This window comes from Variovorax sp. LG9.2 (genome assembly GCF_035018885.1).
GTDB lineage: Bacteria > Pseudomonadota > Gammaproteobacteria > Burkholderiales > Burkholderiaceae_C > Variovorax.
Window position 1 is genome coordinate 1 of the sequence record NZ_JASJXB010000019.1, and the last position, 20,393, is coordinate 20,393.

A 20,393-nucleotide genomic window follows, 5' to 3' on the forward strand; every position below is an offset into this window, starting at 1 on the left:
GCGAGATGGTCGAGTCGTTCACGCGGACCACTGTCGGCACATCGGAAGCGCCGATCGAGGGCATCCCCAACGAAGACACGGTCAGCGTGCACCGGTGATGTCGATGGTGCCGTCGGGTTCAGATGTGCTCGAGCCCTGGCGCATCGATACCGAGCCTTACTACCGCGCCATCGGCGACGAGTGCGAGATGTTCGAGGCGGCCTACGCGGGCCGGCTGCCGGTGCTGATCAAGGGGCCGACCGGCTGCGGCAAGACACGCTTCATCGAGTACATGGCGTGGCGGCTCGGCCGGCCGCTGGTCACCGTGGCGTGCAATGCCGACACCAGTGCGGGCGACCTCGTCGGCCGCTGGCTGCTCGATGGTGGCGAGACGCGCTGGCAAGACGGTCCGCTCACTTTGGCGGCGCGTCACGGCGCGCTGTGCTACCTCGACGAGATCGTCGAAGCGCGTGCCGACACGGCCGTGGTCATCCATCCGCTCACCGACACGCGCCGCATGCTCCCGCTGGAACGGCGCAACGAACTCGTGCATGCGCATCCCGACTTCGCGCTAGTGGTTTCATACAACCCGGGTGGCGGCAGCGGCTTGATGAAAGCGTCGACGCGGCAACGTTTCTGCGGGTTGGAGTTCGACTATCCCGATGCAGAGAACGAAGCTGAAATCGTGATGCGCGAGAGCGGCGTCGAGATCGAACTGGCGTCTGCGCTGGTCGCACTCGGACGTCGCTCGCGCAGGTTGGCCGGGCATGGTCTCGACGAAGGCGCTTCCACGCGCATGCTGGTGCGCGCCGCTGCGCTCGTGCGCGCGGGTGCGAGCCCGGCTGCGGCCTGCCGTATGGCGTTGGTGGCGCCGCTCACCGACGACGTTGCGTTGCGCGATGCGCTGGTGGCGGCGGTCGACGCTTCGTTCTGAACGCCTGCTGCGATGAGCGCGGTGGTTGACCTGGACTTGCGAGCGGACCTTCAAGCGGGCACGAACCCGTCTGTAGCGACGGCTCGCGCGATCACGGGTAGCGACAGCACCGAGCAAAGCGGTCAGCTCGATGCGCTGCGGCTTCCCATCGGCGCCTGGCTGCGGCTTCTCTGGAACGTGACGCCACCGTTGCTGCATCTTCCCGCAGGAATCGAAGGCGGGCAGACGCCGTTTCTTGCAGAGAGTGGATTGCACCTGCCATCGCCACCCGCCGGCGCGAGCAAGGCCGATGCCCGTCGCTGGTACAGCGCAGCCGCCGCGCACGCTGCAGCACACATCGTTTTTTCTCGCCGCGTGTTCGTGCGCGAAGGCACGGCGCCCATCACGCAGGCCTTGCTCGGCCTGCTCGAAGACGCGCGGGCCGAAGCGCTGGCATGCCGTGAGTTACCCGGCTTGCGGAGACTCTGGGCGCCGCTGCACACCGCAACGCCGGAAGACGGCGACGGCTTCGAAACGCTGATGCTTCGGCTCGCACGCGGCCTCGTCGATCCCGGCTACGACGATCCGCATCCGTGGGTGCGCAAGGGCAGGGCGCGCTTCTATCTCGACGATGGTGGCGAGGTGTTGGCGCAGTCGCAACCCGATGCGCTGCGTGCGATGGCATCGGCCCTCGGCAACGATATCGGCCAGATGCGAATGGGCTTCAACGCGCGCATGTACCGGCCGGGGCCGAGCTACCGCGACGACAACCGATGGCTCTGGCAAGGCCATGCCGGCGAACAGCCCGAGCAGTCGCAACCGGTGTCTGCCGCAGCACGGCTGCAAGAGGGGCCTGCCGATGCAACGCCTCCTGCGCCCGTGCAGTGGCGATATCCGGAATGGGATCGTCGGATCGGCAAGTTGCGGACGGACTGGTGCGTGGTGCACGAGCGGCATCCGCAGGTTGGGGAGTCTGTCGGCGCGCAGGCATCTGCGGTGGCGACGCTTGAGCACGACGCACCGGTGCAGCGCGCATTGACCCTGTTGCTGCAGAAGTCTGCGATGCGCTCCCGCGTGCTGCGACGGCGTGAGCGCGACGGCGACGACATCGAACTCGACGAAGCCGTCAGTGCGGTGCTTGCACAGCGCAGCGGCAGTGCGGATGAGCTTCGGGTGCACACCCGATCGACGCAGGCGGCGGAGAGCGTCGCCGTGCTGTTGTTGATCGACAGTTCGGCCTCCAGCGCGCGGCCGCACGGCAGCGATGCGGCGGGCGGCACTCAGTTGACGACGCAGCAGCGTGTGGCCCGACTGCTCGCCGGCGCGTTGGCCACAACCGGTGGCTCACTCGCGATTCAGGGCTTCGATTCCGATGGCCGAGAGGGCGTCAACCATTGGCGCGTGAAAGACTTCGATGAGGCGTGGAGCGACGGCACTGCCGCGCGACTGGCCAGCTTGCAAAGCGGCCTGTCGACACGGCTCGGCGCCGCGTTGCGCCACGCGACGCGTGCACTGACAGCACAACCCGCCTCCCGTCGACTGGTCGTCGTGATGAGCGATGGCGAGCCGCACGATGTCGACATCCACGATCCGCATTACCTGATCGAGGATGCGCGACATGCGGTGCAATCGGCGCGGCTGGTGGGTATTGGCACGCTCGGTTTGTTGCTCGATGCGGAAGGGGCGGCGGCAAGCCGGCGGATCTTCGGGGCAGGGCAGAGCGCGCTGTTGGGTGACGCCGAGTCGTTGCCTTCGGTGCTGGGGCGGTTGTTGGGTTGAGTCGATAAGGCGGCTCGGATGGCCGCTCACGTTCGATTCTGTCGATCGGTGCCATCAACTCGTCGGCCGCGTTGCCGACTGCTCGTCGCCGTGGTTCCGTACGACGCTGCCTTCGATGTCCGCTTTGCGGGCGCGAAGCGGACCTACACTGTTGCTCGGCCTGTGTCCGCAATCTGGCCAAGAGCCGACGTCCGGCGCCTGTCACAGAATTAACGAGTCCGATCAGGAAGCAGATGCAGCAATGGCCGTTTGAGAGCGCAGCAACCACCCCGTGCCTTACGGTGCGCGATGTCATGGCCGGCACGAGGCCAATTCTCGAAGCTCATCGGGATGCCGATGGGACTGGCAATTTCTACCGGGCGTCGAGGTCAGTGAAGCTGACGCTATGGTGGTGAGCCTCGGACGGGTTTTAGAGATGGACGAGGGTTTGGCTGCGGTAGCGGATTTGCTACCCGGCTACTTCGCGGTTAGGCGGTCTGCTACCGAGTCATGGCAGCGGCAGCGGAGCGCGGCAAACGACGAATGAGTCGGCAAGCGACCAACACCAGACATTCGCTCCGGCCGCCAAAAAGCCTGACATCTGTGACCTGCGAAGGCGCTCTAGCTTGGCTGCGGAGCGCTGCAGTAGCGGCAAGTTGAATCCGAAGCCAGGTTCTTGCCTTTGCATTTCTCGCAGGCCCAGTCTGGCGGCAGATTGCTGAGGTCTTTGAGACAAAGCAGGATTACCAACCCAATCAGGTTCAAAAAAGGCAAAGCGATGCCCAAAGCGCCTGACCGCCCCTTGGCCCTGGCGTACGCCCAAAACATCGTCCAAAGCGAAATGACGTAGACGGCAATAAGTGGAAGCCGCGCGTCTTCGGAGATGAGCTTGTTTGCGGATACGTACATCACAATGCCCAAGCTCACGACTGTGACCACGAGTGCCACGTTGCCGATACGTGTGTATTTCTTAATCACTCCTCGACTCCTTCTTGTTGTACTGATAGATTGTACGTAACACGCCGTAACGTTCGCCTGAGGGCTGGTAGCACGCTCGGCAACTCTCAAGAGGAGGCCGACGCCGCCGGTGTCGGCCAAAACCAGTCATACCTATGCGCCCCCAACTGAGCGACCCCGAAGATCAAGATAAGTACCGGCAACTACTGCCGTTGACCGATGCTGTCATTCGTTTGCACGAGGCTGGGGAACCGTACTCGACGGAGTTAAAGCAGATGTCCCGACTGCTTGGTCGCGTTGTCGGCGAAGCAGATGTCCTTGCTGCTTTCGGCTCATCTGATGCGGATGAGTTTGCAAGACGATTTTCAATCGACTGGCACGCCGTACCAATGGACTTGTCGGAGCAAGAGCTTCTGGAGCTGTTTGAAGGCGTCTGCGCTGGTCGCGGCCTTTCGGTCCACGTCGAGTATTGGCTACGATGCATTGAGGCCAACACTGGCGATGATGCTGTTTCCGATCTTATTTTTTGGCCCAACAAGTACTTCGGCGCCGAGTACTCTGGAGCAGAGCTTGCCCCAGCAGAGATGCTTGGGGTCGTTCTTGAAAAACGGTGCACACGCAGATGACGGCTCGACGTACATCGGCCGGATTCGGCCACAACCGGACTTTCAACAACCACTATCTAACTACGTGTTCTTCGCCTTGAACTTTTTCAATATTCTCAAAAGAACGGAGATGGCCGCGCTCGTCGCCTTGCTCGTCGTGTCGCTTGCGGCTGCAGCATTTGTTGGGACACAGAACTACGTGGCAGACGCTCCGGTTTTGTCGACGCCGAATGCTGCTGCACTGACGTTCACTTATGCTTTTGTTATAGGCTGCGGCCCTGCTTTCCTACTGGGGGCACCTCTTTACTCCGCTCTTCACCAATGCGGATGGGCGACTTGGAGTGCCGCCACGGCTTTGGGTGTGCTTCCGGGAATGTTGTTTCTACTGCTCGATGCGGAACGCTTATTTGCGCAGTGGTTTCTTGTGTGCGGGCTAGCTGTTGCTCTGCTTACGCACGCTGTAAATAAACGTTGGCAGAGGTAGTTCAGCCTATGTGCGGTATGCCAACTTTCGGCCAACACCGGACGTTGGTTCGACAAGTAGGCGCACGCCGCTAACAGGCAAGAGGGCGAACATGGCTTTTTACATTCGCGTCGAAAAACTGACGGATACCGAGCGCGACGCTACATTCCGGTTCTTTGATCCTGCGTCCCCTGATGAGGTTGGCGAACTGCGTCTCACCAAAGCAACGGGTGAGATCGCGATGACGAAAAAGACGCAGCAAACGTTCTTCGTCCGGGCATCGCGCAAGGTCTCCGACGCTCATAAGCTCGGAGAACTTCCGACCCTGCTTGAGTGGGCGTCTTGAAGTCGCCAATCGGGCCACAAGCGGACTTCAGCAACGGTTGCCCACTAGCCTAGTGCTAGCCCTTCGTGCGAGAAATGCCGGTGACGTCTAGCTCCCATCTAGCTCCAATGGCCGTCAGCTTTCCGATCGTGATAGTCCCCAACTCGTAAAAGGGGCGATCGTCAACATCGTCGCTCGTGACGCGCGTGATGACCAAAACATCACATTCAAGTTCCGCACTTGTCGACCGGATCGACTCAGGGTTGCCCAGAAGCAAGAAGAGCTTTTCTAAGCTGTCGTCCAACGAGTCGACCTCCACCGAGCCCGTTGAAATCCACCATTCCGAGCTTCGCAAAGGTGGCCGCACGCCTGACTTTAATATCTTGTGCAGTGACCTGGTGCCTGTCGCTTCGAGTTTCAAAGTCCGAGATATGGCATCGAAATCGAGTTCGACACTACGGCTGGTAAAAACCAACGACGATTCAACGGTGGGATGCATCACGCGATTTTATTGAAGGCCCTAACCGATTCATTTGCCCGGCAAGCGGATCACCGTGGACCCTGCTTCACAACGGTCCGAATGTCGGCTTTCGAGCAATAGCTAGGACTGCTTCGGGCCCGAAGCAGTCCTTAAATGCGACAGGTCTGCAGACGGATTTGCAGCGGTTGCTACCGGTGATGTCGGCCCCCTGAGTTCACGGTCTTTGGCCACGCAGCGGTCGTTCATGCGCCAGTGTCATGTCGGACCCCGTGGCCGGTTTCAAAGTACTGCTGACCTTGCCAGCCAGCCGGTACGTTCACGACGCCTGCACGTTTGCTGACCTCGGCCAATTCGGCGTGAACTTGCCTGCGGCTCTTGCGGCTTAACGAACCCGCAGCACCTCAAACTGCTGTCGGATTGGAGCGACCTGTATCGACACCTCATCACCCTCGCATTTGCCCAGCATGGCCCTGCCCAAAGGGGCTTCGCTGCTGAGGACCTGAACGCGCTGAGCGCCGCTGACCAACTTCATGCTGCCCCCATCCGGGCCGAGAAAGAGCTGTTGCTGCTTGTCCTCGGAATCGACCAGGCAGACCAGCGCGCCGAGCTGTATGCCTTTGCTGGCGTCGTAGGGACGCGGGCGGAATTGGCGCCAATTGGCCATCGCCTGGCGGATGGCTTCGGCGCGCCGAGCTAGGCCGGTGGCCAGGTAGGCGGCTTCGAGTCCCAATGTGTCGTATTTGTTTTCGGCGATGTTTTCTTCGTGGGTCGCCGTTTCATGGGCCGCCCGCACTGCCTGTTCGGCTTGCAGCAGGTCTTCGGCGAGCCGTTCCAGCACCTGCTGTTGCAGCAAAAATTTATCCATGATGAAAGGTAGGCGTCTCGAACAAGCGGGGGGCAGATCTTGATTATGAAGCGCTCCACCAGCCTTCGACGCTTCTGTTGGCTGCAGGTTAACTTCAGCTATGGACCCTCTGCCGACCATCGCACTTATCTGGCGGGCCGGGCGTCACGACCGGTGGTCATCCAGTGATGGCGACTGCGCTTTGGAGAAACCAGCCCGACCGCGATGTCGTGGTGCGGGTTTCAACTAGACAAAAAGCCCGCATCGCCCCGATTTAGCCAGCGAGCTTTTTACGCTTATCGTCATGGTAGCGACCCGTTCCGCGTGCGAGCAAGGTGTCGCTCGCCAGCACTGTGCCCGGATCGAAATCGGGCTGGCCTGCGATGCGTTGATACAGCGGCGCGAAGTCGATCTTCGCGAGCTTCAGCAACTGCTCCAGGTTGTCTATGACGAAGTAACTTTCCTGGAAATCGTCGATGCGGTAGTTGGTTCGCATCACCCTTTCCAGATTGAAGGCAATGCGATTGGGCGATGCGTCGTCGAGCGAAAAAGCCGTCTCCGTGAATGACGACGCGATGCCGGCGCCATAGATGCGCAGCCCGTCCGGTTGCTTCAGCAGGCCGAACTCCACCGTGTACCAGTAGACGCGCGCGAGCTTGTCGAGCACGCCGAGCTTTTGCGCGCGCAATCCGCCTTCGCCATAAGCCTGGATGTAGTCCGCTATGGCCGGGTTCATCAGCATGGGCACGTGGCCGAACACGTCGTGGAACACGTCGGGCTCTTCCAGGTAATCCAGTTCGTGCGGCTTGCGGATGAAATGACCCGCCGGAAATCGTCGATGCGCCAGATGTTCGAAGAACACCTCGTCAGGTACCAGGCCCGGCACCGCGACCACCTGCCAGCCTGTCTTCTTCATCAGCACGTCGCTGAGGCGCCGGAAATCCGGAATCTCATCCGCCCCAATGGGCAGATTGCGCATGCCTTCGACGAACTCGTCGCACGCACGGCCCGGCAGCAGTTTCGACTGGCGTTCGAACAGGGTCTTCCAGACGCCATGCTCGGCAGCGGTATAGGCTTCCCAGCCCTGGTCGATGGTCCAATCGGCGCGCCGGGGCTGGCCCGCATCGCCGGCCGCCAGACCATGCTTGGCGCTCTGAACTGCGGCGGTATCGAGGCAAGGCACGGACGCCACCTTCAGGCCGTTTGCAGCACGCCGCGTCGAACCTGATCCCGCTCGATCGACTGGAACAGCGCCTTGAAATTGCCTTCACCGAAACCGTCGCTGTAGTCACCCTTGCGCTGGATGAACTCGAAGAACACCGGGCCACCGAAGGCCGTCTGCGAGAAGATCTGCAACAGCAGGCGCGGGGTCCCGCCCTCGGTCGTGCCGTCCAGCAGGATGCCGCGCGCCTGCAGCTCCGAGATCGGCTCACCGTGGCCGGGCAAGCGCGTCTCCAGCATCTCGTAGTAGACGTCGTTCGGCGCGGTCATCAGCGGCACGCCGGCAAGGCCGAGCTGGTCGATCGTGTCGACGAGGTTGTCGCTCAGCAGCGCGATGTGCTGGATGCCTTCGCCGTTGAACTTCATCAAATACTCTTCGATCTGGCCCGAGCCTTTGGACGATTCCTCATTCAGCGGGATGCGGATCTTGCCGTCGGGCGCCGTCAGCGCCTTCGAGGTGAGGCCTGTGTACTCACCCTGGATGTCGAAGTAGCGGATCTCGCGGAAGTTGAAAATCTTTTCGTAGAAGTTGGCCCAGAAGGTCATGCGGCCGCGATACACGTTGTGCGTCAGGTGATCGATCACCTTGAGCCCGTGCCCGACGGGATGGCGTTCGACGCCTTCGATGAATTCAAAGTCGATGTCGTAGATCGACTTGCCATCTTCGAAGCGGTCGATCAAGTACAGCGGTGCGCCACCAATACCTTTGATCGCAGGCAAGCGCAGCTCCATCGGACCCGTGGCAATCTCGATGGGCTGCGCGCCGAGTTCGAGCGCACGGGCATAAGCCTTGTGCGAGTCCTTGACGCGAAATGCCAGGCCGCAGGCAGACGGGCCGTGCTCGGCGGCGAAGTACGCAGCCGGGCTGTTCGGCTCGCGGTTCACGATGAAGTTGATATCGCCCTGCCGGTAGAGCACCACGTCCTTCGAGCGGTGCTTTGCTACCAGCGAGAAGCCGAGCTTTTCGAAGAACGGTTCGAGCGTGTTGGCCTCGGGCGCGGCGAACTCGACGAACTCGAAGCCTTGCAGTCCCATGGGGTTGTCGAAAAGGTCGGTGCTCATGCCGTCTCCATCAGTGGGTGGTTTGTGATCATTCGATCCTAAGGATGAGGCAAGCAGTTTTCCTGCAAGTTCACGCTGCGCTTGCGCATTGACGCAGGAATCCTGCAACATACCGCTGATGTCTGCACCAATCGAACTCGATCAAATCGACCTGCGCGTCCTTCGCGTGCTTCAGGCCAGCGGCCGAGCCACCTACGACGAGATCGCACAGGTCGTCAACCTGTCGCCTTCCGCCACGCTTCGGCGGGTGAAGCGCCTCGAGGAATCGAAGGTCATCACGGGCTATGTCGCCCTGCTCGATCCTGAGGGCGTGGGGCTTGCACTCACGGCCTACATCAACGTCCGACTGGAAAAGCACTCCGCGGTGCACAAGCGCAGCCCGATGGATGCATTTCGCGCGTCCGTGCAAGCCTGGCCCGAAGTGGTCGAATGCAGTTCGCTGACGGGTGACATGGACTACCTGCTTCGCGTTATGGTGAGCGACATGGCGCACTACTCGCGCTTCGTGATGGAGACATTGCTCAAGCATCCGAGTGTTCAGGACTGCAAGACGAGCTTCGTGCTCGACACGGTCAAACGAACCACGGCGTTACCTTTTTAAGCAGCGGCAATGCCGCTGTCGTGGATTCCAAGGCCTGAAAATGCAGGCTGATCGAAACCACCGCTCCGATTCACCACAAATTTCGTTAAGCCCCTGACTCATGCAAACAATGCGCCTTTCCGCTCTTTCCATCGTTGTCGCGATCGCCTCAGGCGTCGTCTTACCGTACTCGGCGTCCTTCGCGGCCTCGGATCACGCCGCCAAGCCGGCAGCTGCCAAGAAGCAGGCGACCACCAAACCTGCGGCGGCGCCAGTCGCCGCGCAGGCCAGTACGGCCGGCGGCCCACCGGCGCTGCCCGCCAAGGCGTGGCTGCTGATGGACTTCGACTCCGGCGAGGTGCTTGCTTCTGACAACCCCGATGAAGCGCTGCCGCCGGCGTCACTGACCAAGATGATGACCAGCTTCCTGGTCGAGCAGGCGCTTCGATCGGGCAAGCTCAAGAAGGAAGACCTCGTTTCGGTCAGTGAGTACGCCTGGTGCCGCGGATCGAGCACCGAGTCGTGCATGTACCTGCCGCTCAACAGCCAGGCCACGGTGATCGACATCCTGCGCGGCATCATCGTCCAGTCGGGCAACGACGCGTCCAAGGCGATCGCCGAACACATGGCCGGCTCCGAGGAGAACTTCGCCAAGCTCATGAACGCCGAAGCCCAGCGCCTCGGTATGACGCACACGCATTTCGTGAACGCGACGGGCCTGCCCGCTCCGGAGCACAAGTCGTCTGCGCGCGACCTCGCCATCCTGGCGCGCGCCATCATCCGCGACAGTGCCGACTTCTATCCGATCTATGCGGAGCGTGAGTTCAAGTACAACAACATCAAGCAGGGGAACCGCAACGCGCTGCTCTACACCGATCCCACGGTCGACGGACTGAAGACCGGCCACACCGAGGAAGCGGGCTACTGTCTTGTCACGTCGTCCAAGCGCAACGGGATGCGTCTGATCACGGTGATCCTCAACACCAACGGCGCAAAGGCACGTGCAGACGAGACGCGCTCGCTGCTCGGATGGGGCTTCGCCAACTTCGAGCAGGCCACGCCCATCCAGCCCAACACGGCGGTGACAGCTGCCAAAGTCAACTTCGGCAAGGCCGACACGGTCCCCGCGGTTCTGGGGTCACCATGGACAGTGACCGTGCCGCGCGGTCAAAAGGTGCAGACCGCAGTGCAGATCAAACCTGGGCTGGAGGCGCCAGTGACCAAGGGCGCGGTGATCGGCAAGGTGGTTGCGAGCTCGAATGGCAAACAGGTCGGAGAAACCCCGCTGGTCGCGCAGGCCGATGTGGAACGCGCGGGCCTGATGCTGCGCTCATGGCAGCGCGTGACCGGATTGTTTGGCAAGTAGATTTATCCGCCGGCTGTCCCAATGACGGTCTTCGGCGCAGGCATCGCCGCCTATGGACTGTTCATGGCGTGCGTCGCGGTGTCGACTTACGCACAAAACCTGACCGGCTTCGCGTTCGGCTTGATTCTGTTGGGCCTGGTCGCCATGCTCCACGTGGTTCCGATCGCCGATGCAGCAAACGCGGCGATGCTCCTCACGTTGGTCAACGCTTGGAGCTATTTCCGGCTGCATCGCGTGCGGCCGCCGTGGCGCCTGATGCGTCCGGTGCTGTTGAGCAGTTTGATCGGGGTCGCCCTCGGTGTGGCGCTCCTCGATTTGCTGGGCAGCACCTCTTTGCACTGGCTGCGTGGTTTGCTGGGTGTCTGCATCGTGGCGTGTGCCGCGATGTTGTTGCTCCAGACCAAGTCACGCAGCACGATGTCGAACCCACGCAGCTTCGTGATGGTCGGCGTGCTGTCCGGAATCCTGGGTGGGCTGTTCTCAAGCTCGGGACCGCCGTTGGTCTATCACCTGTACCGTCAGCCGCTCGCCGCGCAGGTGGTGCGCAATTGCCTGTTGCTGGCGTTTGCGGCCAACGCAGCAGCACGTCTGGTGCTCATTGGCGCAAGCGGGCAATTCTCCGCGCGGGCCGGCTTGCTTAGCCTGTGCGCCATGCCGGTCGTCTACGGTGTCACCCGGCTGAATCATCGTTTCCCGTCAAAGGCATCGCCGGTGGTGCTGCGGTATGCCGTTGCGGCATTGCTGCTGCTGGCGGGCGGGATACTCGTTGCGACCGCGTCGAAGGCGTTGCTGACATGAACGATGAACGGCGAGGTCCAAATCGCCGAGCCTTTGACAACAAAATGGAGACCACCCGATGAAGCATTTTCTGACCCTGTTTGCAGCGACGGCATTGATGTCCTGCAGCTTGCCGGCGGCATCACAGCCATGGCCGTCCAAGCCCGTGACAGTGATCGTTCCCTACCTCGCGGGGGGTGGTGTCGACCCGGTGGCGCGTCTTGTGTCCCAGCAGCTTGCCTTGCGCTGGAAGCAACCGGTGGTCGTCGACAACAGGGCAGGTGCAAGCGGCACGATCGGGGCAAATGCGGTGGCCAGAGCCACGCCTGACGGCACGACGATCCTGATGTCGGCCACGGCCGAAGTGGTGATCAACGAGCACTTCATGAAGAAGATGCCCTACGCCCCTGACAAGGATCTGCAGCCGGTGACGCTGCTTGTGCGTCTGCCGTTCGCGCTGGTCACACAGCCGTCCAAACCGTATACCGACATGGCGGGGCTGCTGGCCTATGCAAGGCAGCATCCCGGCGCCGTGAGCTACGCGTCGTCGGGCTCGGGCACGCCCCAGCATCTGGGGGGGGTGCTGGTCGAGCAGCTGGCAGGCGTCTCGTTGCTGCATGTGCCGTTCAAGGGCGTGGCGCAAGCCATGACTGATCTATTGAGCGGCCAGGTCGACATCGGTTTTGCCGGGCTGCCGACGGCACTGCAGCAGATCGAAGCCGGCAAATTGCGGGCTCTTGGCGTGTCATCGAAAGCAGTGGTCGAAGCCGCGCCGAGTATTCCGCCGATTTCGCTCACGCCCAGTCTGGAGAAATTCGAGTTGATCCAGTGGTTCGGTGTGTTCGTGCCCGCGAAAACGCCAGCGCCCGTCGTGCAGCAAATCCAGCGTGACGTGGCAGCGGTCCTTGCGATGCCGGAAGTGCGGGACACGTTGCTGCGCCAGGGCGCACTTCCGAGCGGTATGCCAACAGCCGAGTTCGAAGGTTTCGTGCGGAGCGAGCGCGAGAAGTTTCGCAAGATCGTGCAGTCGGCAAAGATCGAGCAGTAGGTTCATCGAGGCCTGTCAGGCATTCGGCCGCGGCGCAGCGGTCGATTCGCGCACGACCAGAGAGGCATCGACTTCGTGATGAAGCAGTGCGGGTCGGCCTGCCAGGACATTGACGAGGTACTCGCCGGCCCGGCTCCAAACCTCATCAGTGGGCAGGTGCATCGTGGTGAGGCTGGGGCGCAGATGGCGGCTCCATTCGAGGTCGTCGAATCCCATCACGGAGATGTCCCGCGGCACATGCAGGTCGTGGCGTTCGACCTCGAGCAACACGCCGTAGGCCAGCACGTCGTTGCCGCAGATGACAGCCGTCGGGCGCTCGGGCTGCGCGAGCAACGCGCGGGCTGCCTGCCGCGCGTCGTCGAGCCGGTAGTGCACTTCGTAGTACCAGTTGTCCGGCAGCGCGAGGCCACGCTCCGACAGCGCCCGGCGCACGCCGGTCACGCGTGCGGAGGCTCGGTCGTTGTGTGCCGACATTGCCGCGACCATGGCGATGCGTGTGTGTCCCAGGTCGAGCAAATGCCCGGTCGCACGCCACGCGGCATCTTCGTTGTTGGCGCCGATCGACGCGTAAGGCTTTTCAGGCTGGTAGACGCCGACATTCACGAACGGCATGCGCTGGCTCTCCAGCAAGCGGCGCAGCCCGTCCGTGTGCACGTCGCCGCGGAGGATCAATCCGTCGATGCCGCGGCTCACCATGTTTTGCGCCTGCCGAAACTCCGTCTCGGGGTCGTAGCCACTGGTCGACAGCAGCAATAGATAGCCCTGCAATGACAGGTACTGCTGCAGCGCCTCGATTCCCCGCGCAAACATTGCGTTGTCCACGGTCGGGACGATGGCGCCGATGGTGCGGGTGCGGCGCGAGGAAAGCGCACGTGCCGCCGCATCGGGGATGTAGCCCAGCGCGGCGATGGCGGCATCGACTTTCATGCGCAGCGCCGGACTGACGGCAGAAGGGCTGTTCAGCGCTCGCGAGATCGACGCGGTCGAGACCCCTGCATGTGCAGCGACGTCGCGAATGCCAACCGATTTGCTCTTCATAATGAAACAGCTTACATGAAACTGATACATCGAAGACACGTGCACGACTCAGGGGAATCACCTATGAAATACCGGCCATATTGCTTTGGCTCGGATTGACTTTGAAACGCGAGAAAACCAGAATTATGAAAACGGTTACATCAACCAGCGCACATTGCAGCCGACTGCAATGCAGCCACAACGGAGACAAGACATGGCGCTCAATATTCATCGTTCTGCATTGCCGATCACGCTCGCCGCACTCGCTGTATGCAGCCAGTCGGCCATGGCACAGGCCTTCGACTGGAAGAAGCACCAAGGCACGACGCTGACCTTCCTGGCCAACAACAACCCGGTCGCGAACGCGCTGCTCAAGCAAAAAGCCGACTTCGAAAAGCAGACCGGCATGACGCTGAAAGTCGATGCCTATCAGGAGCAGCAGATGCGCCAGCGCCTGGTCACCGTGATGAACTCGCGCAGCGACGAGATCGACCTCTTCATGTCGCTGCCTTCGCGCGAGGGCATGCAGTTTGCCAAGGCCGGCTGGTATGCCGACCTCACCGACTATGTGAAGACCGCGTCGAGCAAGGACTACGACTTTGCCGACATCAGCCCCGGACTGGTCAAGGACGCGAGCTACAACGGCCGCGTGATGGGGGTGCCGCTCAACATCGAAGGGCCGGTGCTTTACTACCGCAAGGATCTGTTCCAGAAATGCGGTGTTGCATTGCCCGCCAGCCTGCCTGAACTCGAAGGCGTCGCGGCCAAGCTGAAGGTCTGCGATGCCAATGTGACGCCCTTCGTTTCGCGTGGACTCAAACCCGCGCTGCCTTTCAGCTACAGCGTCTTCCTGCACAACATGGGTGGCGACTACATGAAGGGCGGCAAGTCGCAGTTGTGCAGCAAGGAAGGCCAGGCCTCGCTCGGTCTCTACGCCAAGCTCCTGAAAGACTATGGCCCGCCGGGCGTCGTCAACTACAGCTTCTATCAAATATCCGGCCTCTACCGCGAGGGCAAGGCGGCTATGGCCTTCGAATCGTCGAACGAACTCAGCAGCGTGATGCAGGGTGACGCGCGCCTGAAGGACACGAGCATTGCCGTGCTGCCTGCAGGCCCGGGCGGCTCCCGCCCGACTGTCATCGGCTGGACCATGTCGGTATCGGCGCACAGCAAGAAAAAAGAGGCCGCCTGGTACTTCGTGCAGTGGGCCACGAGCAAGGCCGTGCAGGAAAAACTCGCGCTCGACGGCGTTGCGCCGCCACGTGCCGCAGTGGCCAACGGACCCGACTACAAGCGCTGGATCGACGAGCAGCCGGTGCGACGCGAATGGGCCAACGCCGTCACCGAACTGGGCAAGACCGGCATTTCGGAAGTCGGCTACCCGATCACCGCCAACCCGGCGTCACGCGAGTTCGTGGGCCAGGCTGTCGACGAAGTGATCCTCGGCCAGAAGACCGTTGCCGAAGCGTGTGCCGATGCTGACAAGCAACTCGACGCGTTGATCGCCAAAGAATGAGCGGAGAAGTCTTGGTGACGCCACGCCCGTTTCCGTCGGACCAGCGCGTATTGGTGGTGGGTGGTGTCGGGGACATCGGCGCTGCCATCGTCAGGGCTTTTCTTGAAGCCGGAAGCGAGGTCGTTGCGACCGGAGTCGACGCGGCGGCATTGGCCGGCACCAGCCTGCAGCCACACAAAGGCTTGCGCCTGGCGACGCTCGATGTCACGAGCGATGCCCAGGTGGCGGAGTTCGTCGGTGAACTCGGCACGCTGCATGCGCTGGTCAATTGCGCCGGCATCCTGGCGCGCTTTAAGGAATTCGATGTCGCGACTTTCCAGCGTGTGCTGGATGTCAACCTCACTGGCACCTTCCGGCTTTGCAACGCCTGCAAGCCGCTGCTGGCTGCACAGGGCGGCTGCATCGTCAACATCGCGTCGATGAACGCATTCGTCGCGTTGCCGGCGATTCCGGCTTACTGCGCGAGCAAGGGCGGGGTGGTGATGCTCACCAAATCGCTGGCGCTGGCCTGGGCCGCCGAAGGCGTGCGCGTCAACGCGGTCGCGCCGGGCTATGTCGAGACGGCCATCAACGCCGAGGGCCGGCAGGATCTCGCGCACTACGAACGTATCCGCTCTCGTATACCGCAAGGGCGTTGGGCGCAGCCCGACGACATCGCCGGCAGCGTGGTGTTTCTGGCGTCGAAGCCCGCGCAGTACATCACCGGCACCGTGCTGGCGGTCGATGGCGGATTCCTCGCCGGCTGACCGGAGAAACGCACTATGAGCCAATCCATAGGCACCCGCCGGCAGCTCTCGGCGATGTCGCTTCCAGCAGTCTTGTTCACCGTCGTGCTCATCGCATTTCCGTTCGCCTACACGCTGTGGATGAGCCTGCACGACTTCACCTTCGGCGGCGCGTCGATGATGAATTACGGCAAGAACTACCTGCTCATGCTGGGTGATACGGAATTCTGGAACGGACTGAAGATCACGTTGATCCTCTACGTGTTGTCGCTCGTGCTGCAACTCGTGCTGGGCACTTACGTCGCGATCCTGCTGCACACCTCGAAGAAGCTCTCGGGCATCGTGCGCACGCTCATGATCTCTCCCTTCGTGCTCCCGCCCGTCGTGGTGGGGATGATGTGGCTGGTGGTGCTCGACCCTTCGATCGGCGCTGCCAACTGGATCCTGCAAAGCGTCGGGCTGCCCAAGTCTGACTGGCTCGCCTCGCCGATGTGGGTGATACCGACAGTGGCCTTCATCGACACCTGGCAATGGACGCCGTACGTGGCGCTCATCGTGCTTGGGGGTTTGCAGTCGCTGCCGCCGAACGTGTACGAGGCGGCGCAAATCGATGGCGCCTCGCGCTGGAAGACTTTCTGGCGCATCACGCTGCCGCTGCTCATGCCGACCATCGTCACCGCGGCGATCCTGCGCAGCGTCGACCTGCTGCGCTTCTTCGACATCATCTACATCACCACGCAAGGTGGGCCGGGCAACGCGTCCAACACGCTGAACATCTACGGCTTTCGCAAGGGTTTCGAGTTCTTCGAGATCGGCTATGCGAGTGCACTGATGGTCACGCTGTCGGCCATCGTGCTGGGCGCGGTCATGGTGCTCACCCAGACGCGCAAGCGCGTGGCATGGTGAGGGCCGCGCGATGAACAAGGACACGCTCATCCGCCGGCTAAACCTGCTGCAGATCGCTGTCGTGGCGTTCATGATCCTGGCGCCGATCGCCTGGATGGTGCTCTCGTCCTTCAAGCCGTCGGCCGAAGTGACGGCGTACCCGCCCAAGCTTTGGTTCGCGCCCACGCTCGACAACTACCGGCAACTCTTCGACACGACGCCGTTCGGGCGCTATACGTGGAACAGCCTGGTCATCACGGTCGGCTCGACCGTCACCGGCATCGTGCTGGGCGTGCCGGCATCGTTCGCCGTCTCGTGGACGCGCATCACCTGGCCCGCCACGGTGACCCTGCTCGCGCGCATGGCGCCGGGCACGTTGTTCCTGCTGCCCTGGTATGTGATGTTCCGTGAGTTGGGGCTCATCGGCAGCTACACCGCATTGATCGTGACGCATGCGGTCATCACCATGCCGATCGTGATCTGGGTGCTCCTGCCCTACTTCGACAACATTCCGCGCAGCGTGCTCGAGAGCGCACAGGTCGACGGCTGCAGCGTGCCGCGCATCCTGTGGCGCATCGCGCTGCCGCTGGTGATGCCAGGATTGATCGTTGCATCCATCCTGTCGTTCGTGTTTTCCTGGAACTATTTCCTGTTCGCACTGGTGCTGTCCAACGGCGACACGAAGACGCTCATCGCGGCCTCTTTCAATTTCATCGGCGAGGGCGCATCCAACTGGGGCGCGCTCATGGCCGCGGCCACGCTCATCGCGGTGCCGCCGCTGGTGCTCGCTTTCTTCGTTCAACGCCGGCTCGTCTCGGGACTGGCCATGGGTGCCGTCAAAGGCTAGGAATCTCCAATGCATGCAGCTGTTTTTCATGGCGACAAGAAGATCACGGTCGCGACTGTCGACAAGCCGGTAGCGAAGCAAGGCGAGGTCTTGCTGAAGGTGCGGCGCACCGCGCTGTGCGGGTCCGACACCAAGCTGTGGATCAAGGGCGCCGAGTTCACGCCGGGCCACGAGATCTTCGGGGTGGTCGAGCAGCCTGGCCACGCGCTCGATGGCCAGCGCTGCCTCGTCTACATCCCCGTCCACTGCGGCCACTGCGAATCGTGCCTGGCAGGCGACACGCAGATGTGCCTGAACGAATCGGTCCTGGTCGGCTGGAACCGGCCCGGCGGCTACGCCGAATACCTTACGGTGCCCGAGCAGTGCCTGCTGCCGGTGCCCGATGACATCGAGGACGACATCGCCCCGTTGCTGCTCGACACCATCGGAACCGCGGCGCACGGCATTCGCTTCGTCATGCCGTTGGTGCCGCCGGCAGAGACCGGCCCGGTGCTGGTCACAGGTGCTGGTCCGGTGGGCATGGGTGCACTCGTGGCCTTGCAGAACCTCGGCTACACCGACGTCTACGTGTCCGACCTCAAGGAAGAGCGGCTGCAGCTGGCCGAATCCTTCGGCGCCAAGCGGCATCCGGTCGGTTCGCATGACAAGCGATTCAAGCTCATCGTCGAATGCAGCGGTGCGCATGCGGCGCGTTCGCTCGGCATGGAAATCGTGCTGCCGCGTGGCGTGCTGATCCTGATCGGCGAGAGCGATCTGCCCTGGCCGGTGCAGGAGAACAAGGCCATCCGCCGCAAGGACTTCTACATGGTGCGCACCTTCTATTTCCCGAAGAGCGACTTTCCGCTGAACGTCGAACTGCTGCGCAAGGAGAAGGCACGGTACAGGCAATTGGTCGACGCGCAGTTCGGCATCGACAAGTTGCCCGAGATGTTCGGCCGTTTCGTGGCCGGCGAGTTGGTCAAGCCCATGCTGTCTTTTGCTTGAGGGCAGCGCATGGCATCGATTCGTTTGAAAGGGTTGGTCAAGCGGTATGCAGACGTCACCGTGCTGCCGTCGATCAACCTCGAGATCCACGACCAGGAGTTCGTCGTGTTCGTCGGGCCTTCGGGTTGCGGCAAGTCGACTTTGTTGAGGGTCATCGCCGGTCTCGAACCGATTGACGCTGGCGAGCTGTACATCGGCGACACGCTGGTCAACGACGTCGCCCCTGCGCAGCGCGACATCGCGATGGTGTTCCAGGACTACGCGCTCTACCCGCACATGACCGTGTACGACAACATGGCGTTCGGCCTCGAGATGCGCAACACGCCCAAGGACGAGATCGATCGCCGGGTGCAGCGCGCCGCCGGCCTGCTCAAGATCGAGCCCTTTCTGCAACGCAAGCCGAAGACGTTGTCGGGCGGCCAACGGCAGCGTGTGGCGATGGGTCGCGCGATGGTGCGAAATCCCAAGGTGTTCCTGTTCGACGAGCCGCTGTCGAACCTCGATGCCAAGCTGCGCGGCGAAGTTCGCACCGAGATCAAGGCGCTGTCACAGCAACTCAAGACCACCATGGTCTTCGTCACCCATGACCAGGTCGAAGCGATGACGATGGCAGACCGGATCGTGGTGCTGAGAGCGGGCGTAGTCCAGCAATTCGGCACGCCGGCCGAGGTATACCGCAACCCGGCCAACCAGTTCGTGGCCAGCTTCATCGGCTCGCCCACCATGAACTTTTTCGAAGTGAAGTTCGAGGGCGACAGCCTGCGCCTCGACGATGGCGCGATGCTGGCACTGCCCGCGGGACGGCTGACCGCGTTGAATGGCGCGTCGTCTGGAAAAGCGGTTCTTGGACTGCGCCCCGAACACCTTCGCGTGTTGCCCGCCGGTGAGCAACACGGCATCCGGGCCACGGTGAGCGTGGTCGAGCCGCTCGGTTCCGACACGCTGGTGTACTTCAACCGCGGCGGCGTGCGTCTGGTGGCACGCGTGGCACCTGACTTGCCCGTGGCACCGGGTGACACCTTGCATTTCGGCTTCGATACCGACAAGGCACATCTCTTCGACGCCACCAATGGGGAAGTGCTGCGTGCCTGAGATCGACAATCTTCATGCGCTCGCCATCGGCGGGGCGTGGTCGCCCAAGCCGCAACTGGTGTGCCTCGGACTGTCGGCATTCGATGTCACCTGGAACGTCGAGTGCCTGCCTGCCGGCGGCGGTAAGACCCGCGCACTCGATCTTCAGGAAGGCGGTGGCGGCATGGCGGCCAATGCGTCTGTCGCGGCGGCACGGCTCGGCGCGGACGTGCAGTTCTGGGGTCGGGCCGGCAATGACAGCGCCGGTCGCGCGATGCACGAGGAGCTTGCTACGCTCGGCGTTGGCGTCGAGCACTTCCGTCTCTTCGATGGCGCGAGGTCATCGGTTTCAGGCATCGTGGTCGACGCAGCGGGAGAACGGATGATCGTCAACTTTCGCGGCGGCGCTTTGCCTGTTGATGCCGCCTGGTTGCCGCTCGGCACCCTGAAAAAAGCCGATGCGGTTCTTGCCGATCCACGCTGGCCTGAAGGTGCGCAGGCGTTGTTCACTGCTGCGCGAGCACTTGGTGTCGTCACGGTGCTCGACGGCGACATGGCGGATGCGGCCGACTTCGAGACCTTGCTGCCTCTGACCGACTACGCCGTCTTTGCGGCACCCGCGCTCGCTGCCTTTGCGGGCACTGCCGACACAGAGGAGGGTCTGCGATTTGCACGCGCGCGCGGCTGCCTGCTTTCGGCTGTGACGCTGGGCGAGGAGGGCGTTGCGTGGCTGGAGGGCAATGCGTTGCAGCACGTTCCGGCTTTTTCGGTCGACGTCGTCGATACGACCGGCGCTGGCGACGTCTTCCACGGCGCACTGGCCTTTGCATTGGGCGCCGGCCTGCCGATACGCGATGCGTTCCGGTTCTCATCTGCTGCGGCGGCACTCAAGTGTCGGCATGAAGGCGGACGCGCCGGTGCCCCCGGCCTGCCCGCCACCCTTTCATTTCTTCAAGGTAGTTAGGAGCA

Annotated in this window: 22 protein-coding genes; 16 read left to right on the forward strand and 6 right to left on the reverse strand. The window is 62.3% G+C overall.

Features of this window, described 5'->3' with window-relative positions:
- The first annotated feature begins 97 nt into the window (after positions 1–97).
- Positions 98–913: a CbbQ/NirQ/NorQ/GpvN family protein gene (locus QN413_RS18165; RefSeq protein WP_323497972.1), complete on the forward strand. Its 816-nt coding sequence runs from the start codon at positions 98–100 to the stop codon at positions 911–913.
- Between the two features lie 12 nt (positions 914–925).
- Complete coding sequence (locus tag QN413_RS18170; protein ID WP_323497973.1) at positions 926–2,671, forward strand: hypothetical protein; 1,746 nt, start codon at positions 926–928, stop codon at positions 2,669–2,671.
- Between the two features lie 600 nt (positions 2,672–3,271).
- Here the strand turns inward: QN413_RS18170 and QN413_RS18175 are convergent.
- Entirely contained in the window at positions 3,272–3,628 is a 357-nt protein-coding gene (locus tag QN413_RS18175) for a hypothetical protein (RefSeq protein WP_323497974.1), read from the reverse strand.
- A gap of 134 nt (positions 3,629–3,762) precedes the next feature.
- Here QN413_RS18175 and QN413_RS18180 point away from each other — a divergent pair, with 134 nt between their 5' ends.
- The 3 genes from QN413_RS18180 (at position 3,763) to QN413_RS18190 (ending at position 5,021) form a co-directional block, all read left to right on the forward strand.
- Positions 3,763–4,233, forward strand: a complete 471-nt coding sequence (locus QN413_RS18180) for a hypothetical protein (RefSeq protein ID WP_323497975.1) — start codon at positions 3,763–3,765, stop codon at positions 4,231–4,233.
- 64 nt (positions 4,234–4,297) lie between these two features.
- Positions 4,298–4,696: a hypothetical protein gene (locus QN413_RS18185; protein WP_323497976.1), complete on the forward strand. Its 399-nt coding sequence runs from the start codon at positions 4,298–4,300 to the stop codon at positions 4,694–4,696.
- A gap of 91 nt (positions 4,697–4,787) precedes the next feature.
- Positions 4,788–5,021 carry a hypothetical protein gene (locus QN413_RS18190; RefSeq protein ID WP_323497977.1) on the forward strand — a complete coding sequence of 78 codons (234 nt, stop codon included), beginning with the start codon at positions 4,788–4,790 and terminating at the stop codon, positions 5,019–5,021.
- 55 nt (positions 5,022–5,076) lie between these two features.
- Here the strand turns inward: QN413_RS18190 and QN413_RS18195 are convergent, their stop codons facing one another.
- From QN413_RS18195 to hppD, 4 genes are all read right to left on the reverse strand, one after another.
- Positions 5,077–5,499, reverse strand: coding sequence for a DUF4279 domain-containing protein (locus QN413_RS18195; RefSeq protein WP_323497978.1), 423 nt, complete (start codon positions 5,497–5,499; stop codon positions 5,077–5,079).
- A 364-nt stretch (positions 5,500–5,863) separates the two neighbouring features.
- A complete protein-coding gene (locus QN413_RS18200) occupies positions 5,864–6,346 on the reverse strand; it encodes a GreA/GreB family elongation factor (protein ID WP_323497979.1) in 483 nt (160 codons plus the stop codon).
- 253 nt (positions 6,347–6,599) lie between these two features.
- Positions 6,600–7,508, reverse strand: coding sequence for a phenylalanine 4-monooxygenase (gene phhA / locus QN413_RS18205; protein WP_323497980.1), 909 nt, complete (start codon positions 7,506–7,508; stop codon positions 6,600–6,602).
- 11 nt (positions 7,509–7,519) lie between these two features.
- Positions 7,520–8,608: a 4-hydroxyphenylpyruvate dioxygenase gene (hppD, locus tag QN413_RS18210; protein WP_323497982.1), complete on the reverse strand. Its 1,089-nt coding sequence runs from the start codon at positions 8,606–8,608 to the stop codon at positions 7,520–7,522.
- A gap of 118 nt (positions 8,609–8,726) precedes the next feature.
- On the opposite strand from hppD, the gene QN413_RS18215 reads away from it, so the two are divergent.
- The 4 genes from QN413_RS18215 to QN413_RS18230 all read left to right on the forward strand — a co-directional run bounded on the left by QN413_RS18215 (position 8,727) and on the right by QN413_RS18230 (position 12,379).
- The gene (locus QN413_RS18215) at positions 8,727–9,209 is read left to right on the forward strand and encodes an Lrp/AsnC family transcriptional regulator (RefSeq protein WP_323497983.1); all 483 of its coding nucleotides are present in this window, start codon (positions 8,727–8,729) and stop codon (positions 9,207–9,209) included.
- Positions 9,210–9,309: 100 nt separating this feature from the next.
- Positions 9,310–10,554 carry a D-alanyl-D-alanine carboxypeptidase family protein gene (locus tag QN413_RS18220; protein WP_323497984.1) on the forward strand — a complete coding sequence of 415 codons (1,245 nt, stop codon included), beginning with the start codon at positions 9,310–9,312 and terminating at the stop codon, positions 10,552–10,554.
- Between the two features lie 21 nt (positions 10,555–10,575).
- The gene (locus QN413_RS18225) at positions 10,576–11,352 is read left to right on the forward strand and encodes a sulfite exporter TauE/SafE family protein (RefSeq protein WP_323497985.1); all 777 of its coding nucleotides are present in this window, start codon (positions 10,576–10,578) and stop codon (positions 11,350–11,352) included.
- Positions 11,353–11,410: 58 nt separating this feature from the next.
- A complete protein-coding gene (locus QN413_RS18230) occupies positions 11,411–12,379 on the forward strand; it encodes a tripartite tricarboxylate transporter substrate binding protein (RefSeq protein ID WP_323497986.1) in 969 nt (322 codons plus the stop codon).
- A 15-nt stretch (positions 12,380–12,394) separates the two neighbouring features.
- On the opposite strand, the gene QN413_RS18235 is transcribed toward QN413_RS18230, so the two are convergent.
- Positions 12,395–13,417, reverse strand: a complete 1,023-nt coding sequence (locus QN413_RS18235) for a LacI family DNA-binding transcriptional regulator (RefSeq protein ID WP_323497987.1) — start codon at positions 13,415–13,417, stop codon at positions 12,395–12,397.
- A 193-nt stretch (positions 13,418–13,610) separates the two neighbouring features.
- On the opposite strand from QN413_RS18235, the gene QN413_RS18240 reads away from it, so the two are divergent.
- From QN413_RS18240 to QN413_RS18270, 7 genes are read left to right on the forward strand one after another with little or no spacing between them, the layout of a single operon-like run.
- Entirely contained in the window at positions 13,611–14,912 is a 1,302-nt protein-coding gene (locus QN413_RS18240) for a sugar ABC transporter substrate-binding protein (protein ID WP_323497988.1), read from the forward strand.
- The gene (locus tag QN413_RS18245; protein ID WP_323497989.1) at positions 14,909–15,658 is read left to right on the forward strand and encodes an SDR family oxidoreductase; all 750 of its coding nucleotides are present in this window, start codon (positions 14,909–14,911) and stop codon (positions 15,656–15,658) included. Before QN413_RS18240 ends, QN413_RS18245 begins: the two co-directional genes overlap by 4 nt.
- Before the next feature lie 15 nt (positions 15,659–15,673).
- Entirely contained in the window at positions 15,674–16,543 is an 870-nt protein-coding gene (locus QN413_RS18250; protein ID WP_323497990.1) for a sugar ABC transporter permease, read from the forward strand.
- 10 nt (positions 16,544–16,553) lie between these two features.
- Positions 16,554–17,369 carry a carbohydrate ABC transporter permease gene (locus QN413_RS18255; RefSeq protein WP_323497992.1) on the forward strand — a complete coding sequence of 272 codons (816 nt, stop codon included), beginning with the start codon at positions 16,554–16,556 and terminating at the stop codon, positions 17,367–17,369.
- Between the two features lie 9 nt (positions 17,370–17,378).
- Positions 17,379–18,353 carry an alcohol dehydrogenase catalytic domain-containing protein gene (locus QN413_RS18260; protein ID WP_323497993.1) on the forward strand — a complete coding sequence of 325 codons (975 nt, stop codon included), beginning with the start codon at positions 17,379–17,381 and terminating at the stop codon, positions 18,351–18,353.
- A 9-nt stretch (positions 18,354–18,362) separates the two neighbouring features.
- Positions 18,363–19,445, forward strand: a complete 1,083-nt coding sequence (locus tag QN413_RS18265; RefSeq protein ID WP_323497994.1) for a sn-glycerol-3-phosphate ABC transporter ATP-binding protein UgpC — start codon at positions 18,363–18,365, stop codon at positions 19,443–19,445.
- Positions 19,438–20,388, forward strand: coding sequence for a PfkB family carbohydrate kinase (locus QN413_RS18270; protein ID WP_323497995.1), 951 nt, complete (start codon positions 19,438–19,440; stop codon positions 20,386–20,388). Before QN413_RS18265 ends, QN413_RS18270 begins: the two co-directional genes overlap by 8 nt.
- The last annotated feature ends 5 nt before the right edge of the window (positions 20,389–20,393 follow it).

What these genes read in the sequence shown, in the direction of transcription:
- QN413_RS18165 (WP_323497972.1), top strand. Translation starts at nt 98, where the DNA reads ATGTCGATGGTGCCGTCGGGTTCAGATGTGCTCGAGCCCTGGCGCATC.
- QN413_RS18170 (WP_323497973.1), top strand. Translation starts at nt 926, where the DNA reads ATGAGCGCGGTGGTTGACCTGGACTTGCGAGCGGACCTTCAAGCGGGC.
- QN413_RS18180 (WP_323497975.1), top strand. Translation starts at nt 3,763, where the DNA reads ATGCGCCCCCAACTGAGCGACCCCGAAGATCAAGATAAGTACCGGCAA.
- QN413_RS18190 (WP_323497977.1), top strand. Translation starts at nt 4,788, where the DNA reads ATGGCTTTTTACATTCGCGTCGAAAAACTGACGGATACCGAGCGCGAC.
- QN413_RS18195 (WP_323497978.1), bottom strand. Translation starts at nt 5,499, where the DNA reads ATGCATCCCACCGTTGAATCGTCGTTGGTTTTTACCAGCCGTAGTGTC.
- QN413_RS18200 (WP_323497979.1), bottom strand. Translation starts at nt 6,346, where the DNA reads ATGGATAAATTTTTGCTGCAACAGCAGGTGCTGGAACGGCTCGCCGAA.
- hppD (WP_323497982.1), bottom strand. Translation starts at nt 8,608, where the DNA reads ATGAGCACCGACCTTTTCGACAACCCCATGGGACTGCAAGGCTTCGAG.
- QN413_RS18215 (WP_323497983.1), top strand. Translation starts at nt 8,727, where the DNA reads ATGTCTGCACCAATCGAACTCGATCAAATCGACCTGCGCGTCCTTCGC.
- QN413_RS18220 (WP_323497984.1), top strand. Translation starts at nt 9,310, where the DNA reads ATGCAAACAATGCGCCTTTCCGCTCTTTCCATCGTTGTCGCGATCGCC.
- QN413_RS18225 (WP_323497985.1), top strand. Translation starts at nt 10,576, where the DNA reads ATGACGGTCTTCGGCGCAGGCATCGCCGCCTATGGACTGTTCATGGCG.
- QN413_RS18230 (WP_323497986.1), top strand. Translation starts at nt 11,411, where the DNA reads ATGAAGCATTTTCTGACCCTGTTTGCAGCGACGGCATTGATGTCCTGC.
- QN413_RS18235 (WP_323497987.1), bottom strand. Translation starts at nt 13,417, where the DNA reads ATGAAGAGCAAATCGGTTGGCATTCGCGACGTCGCTGCACATGCAGGG.
- QN413_RS18240 (WP_323497988.1), top strand. Translation starts at nt 13,611, where the DNA reads ATGGCGCTCAATATTCATCGTTCTGCATTGCCGATCACGCTCGCCGCA.
- QN413_RS18245 (WP_323497989.1), top strand. Translation starts at nt 14,909, where the DNA reads ATGAGCGGAGAAGTCTTGGTGACGCCACGCCCGTTTCCGTCGGACCAG.
- QN413_RS18250 (WP_323497990.1), top strand. Translation starts at nt 15,674, where the DNA reads ATGAGCCAATCCATAGGCACCCGCCGGCAGCTCTCGGCGATGTCGCTT.
- QN413_RS18255 (WP_323497992.1), top strand. Translation starts at nt 16,554, where the DNA reads ATGAACAAGGACACGCTCATCCGCCGGCTAAACCTGCTGCAGATCGCT.
- QN413_RS18260 (WP_323497993.1), top strand. Translation starts at nt 17,379, where the DNA reads ATGCATGCAGCTGTTTTTCATGGCGACAAGAAGATCACGGTCGCGACT.
- QN413_RS18265 (WP_323497994.1), top strand. Translation starts at nt 18,363, where the DNA reads ATGGCATCGATTCGTTTGAAAGGGTTGGTCAAGCGGTATGCAGACGTC.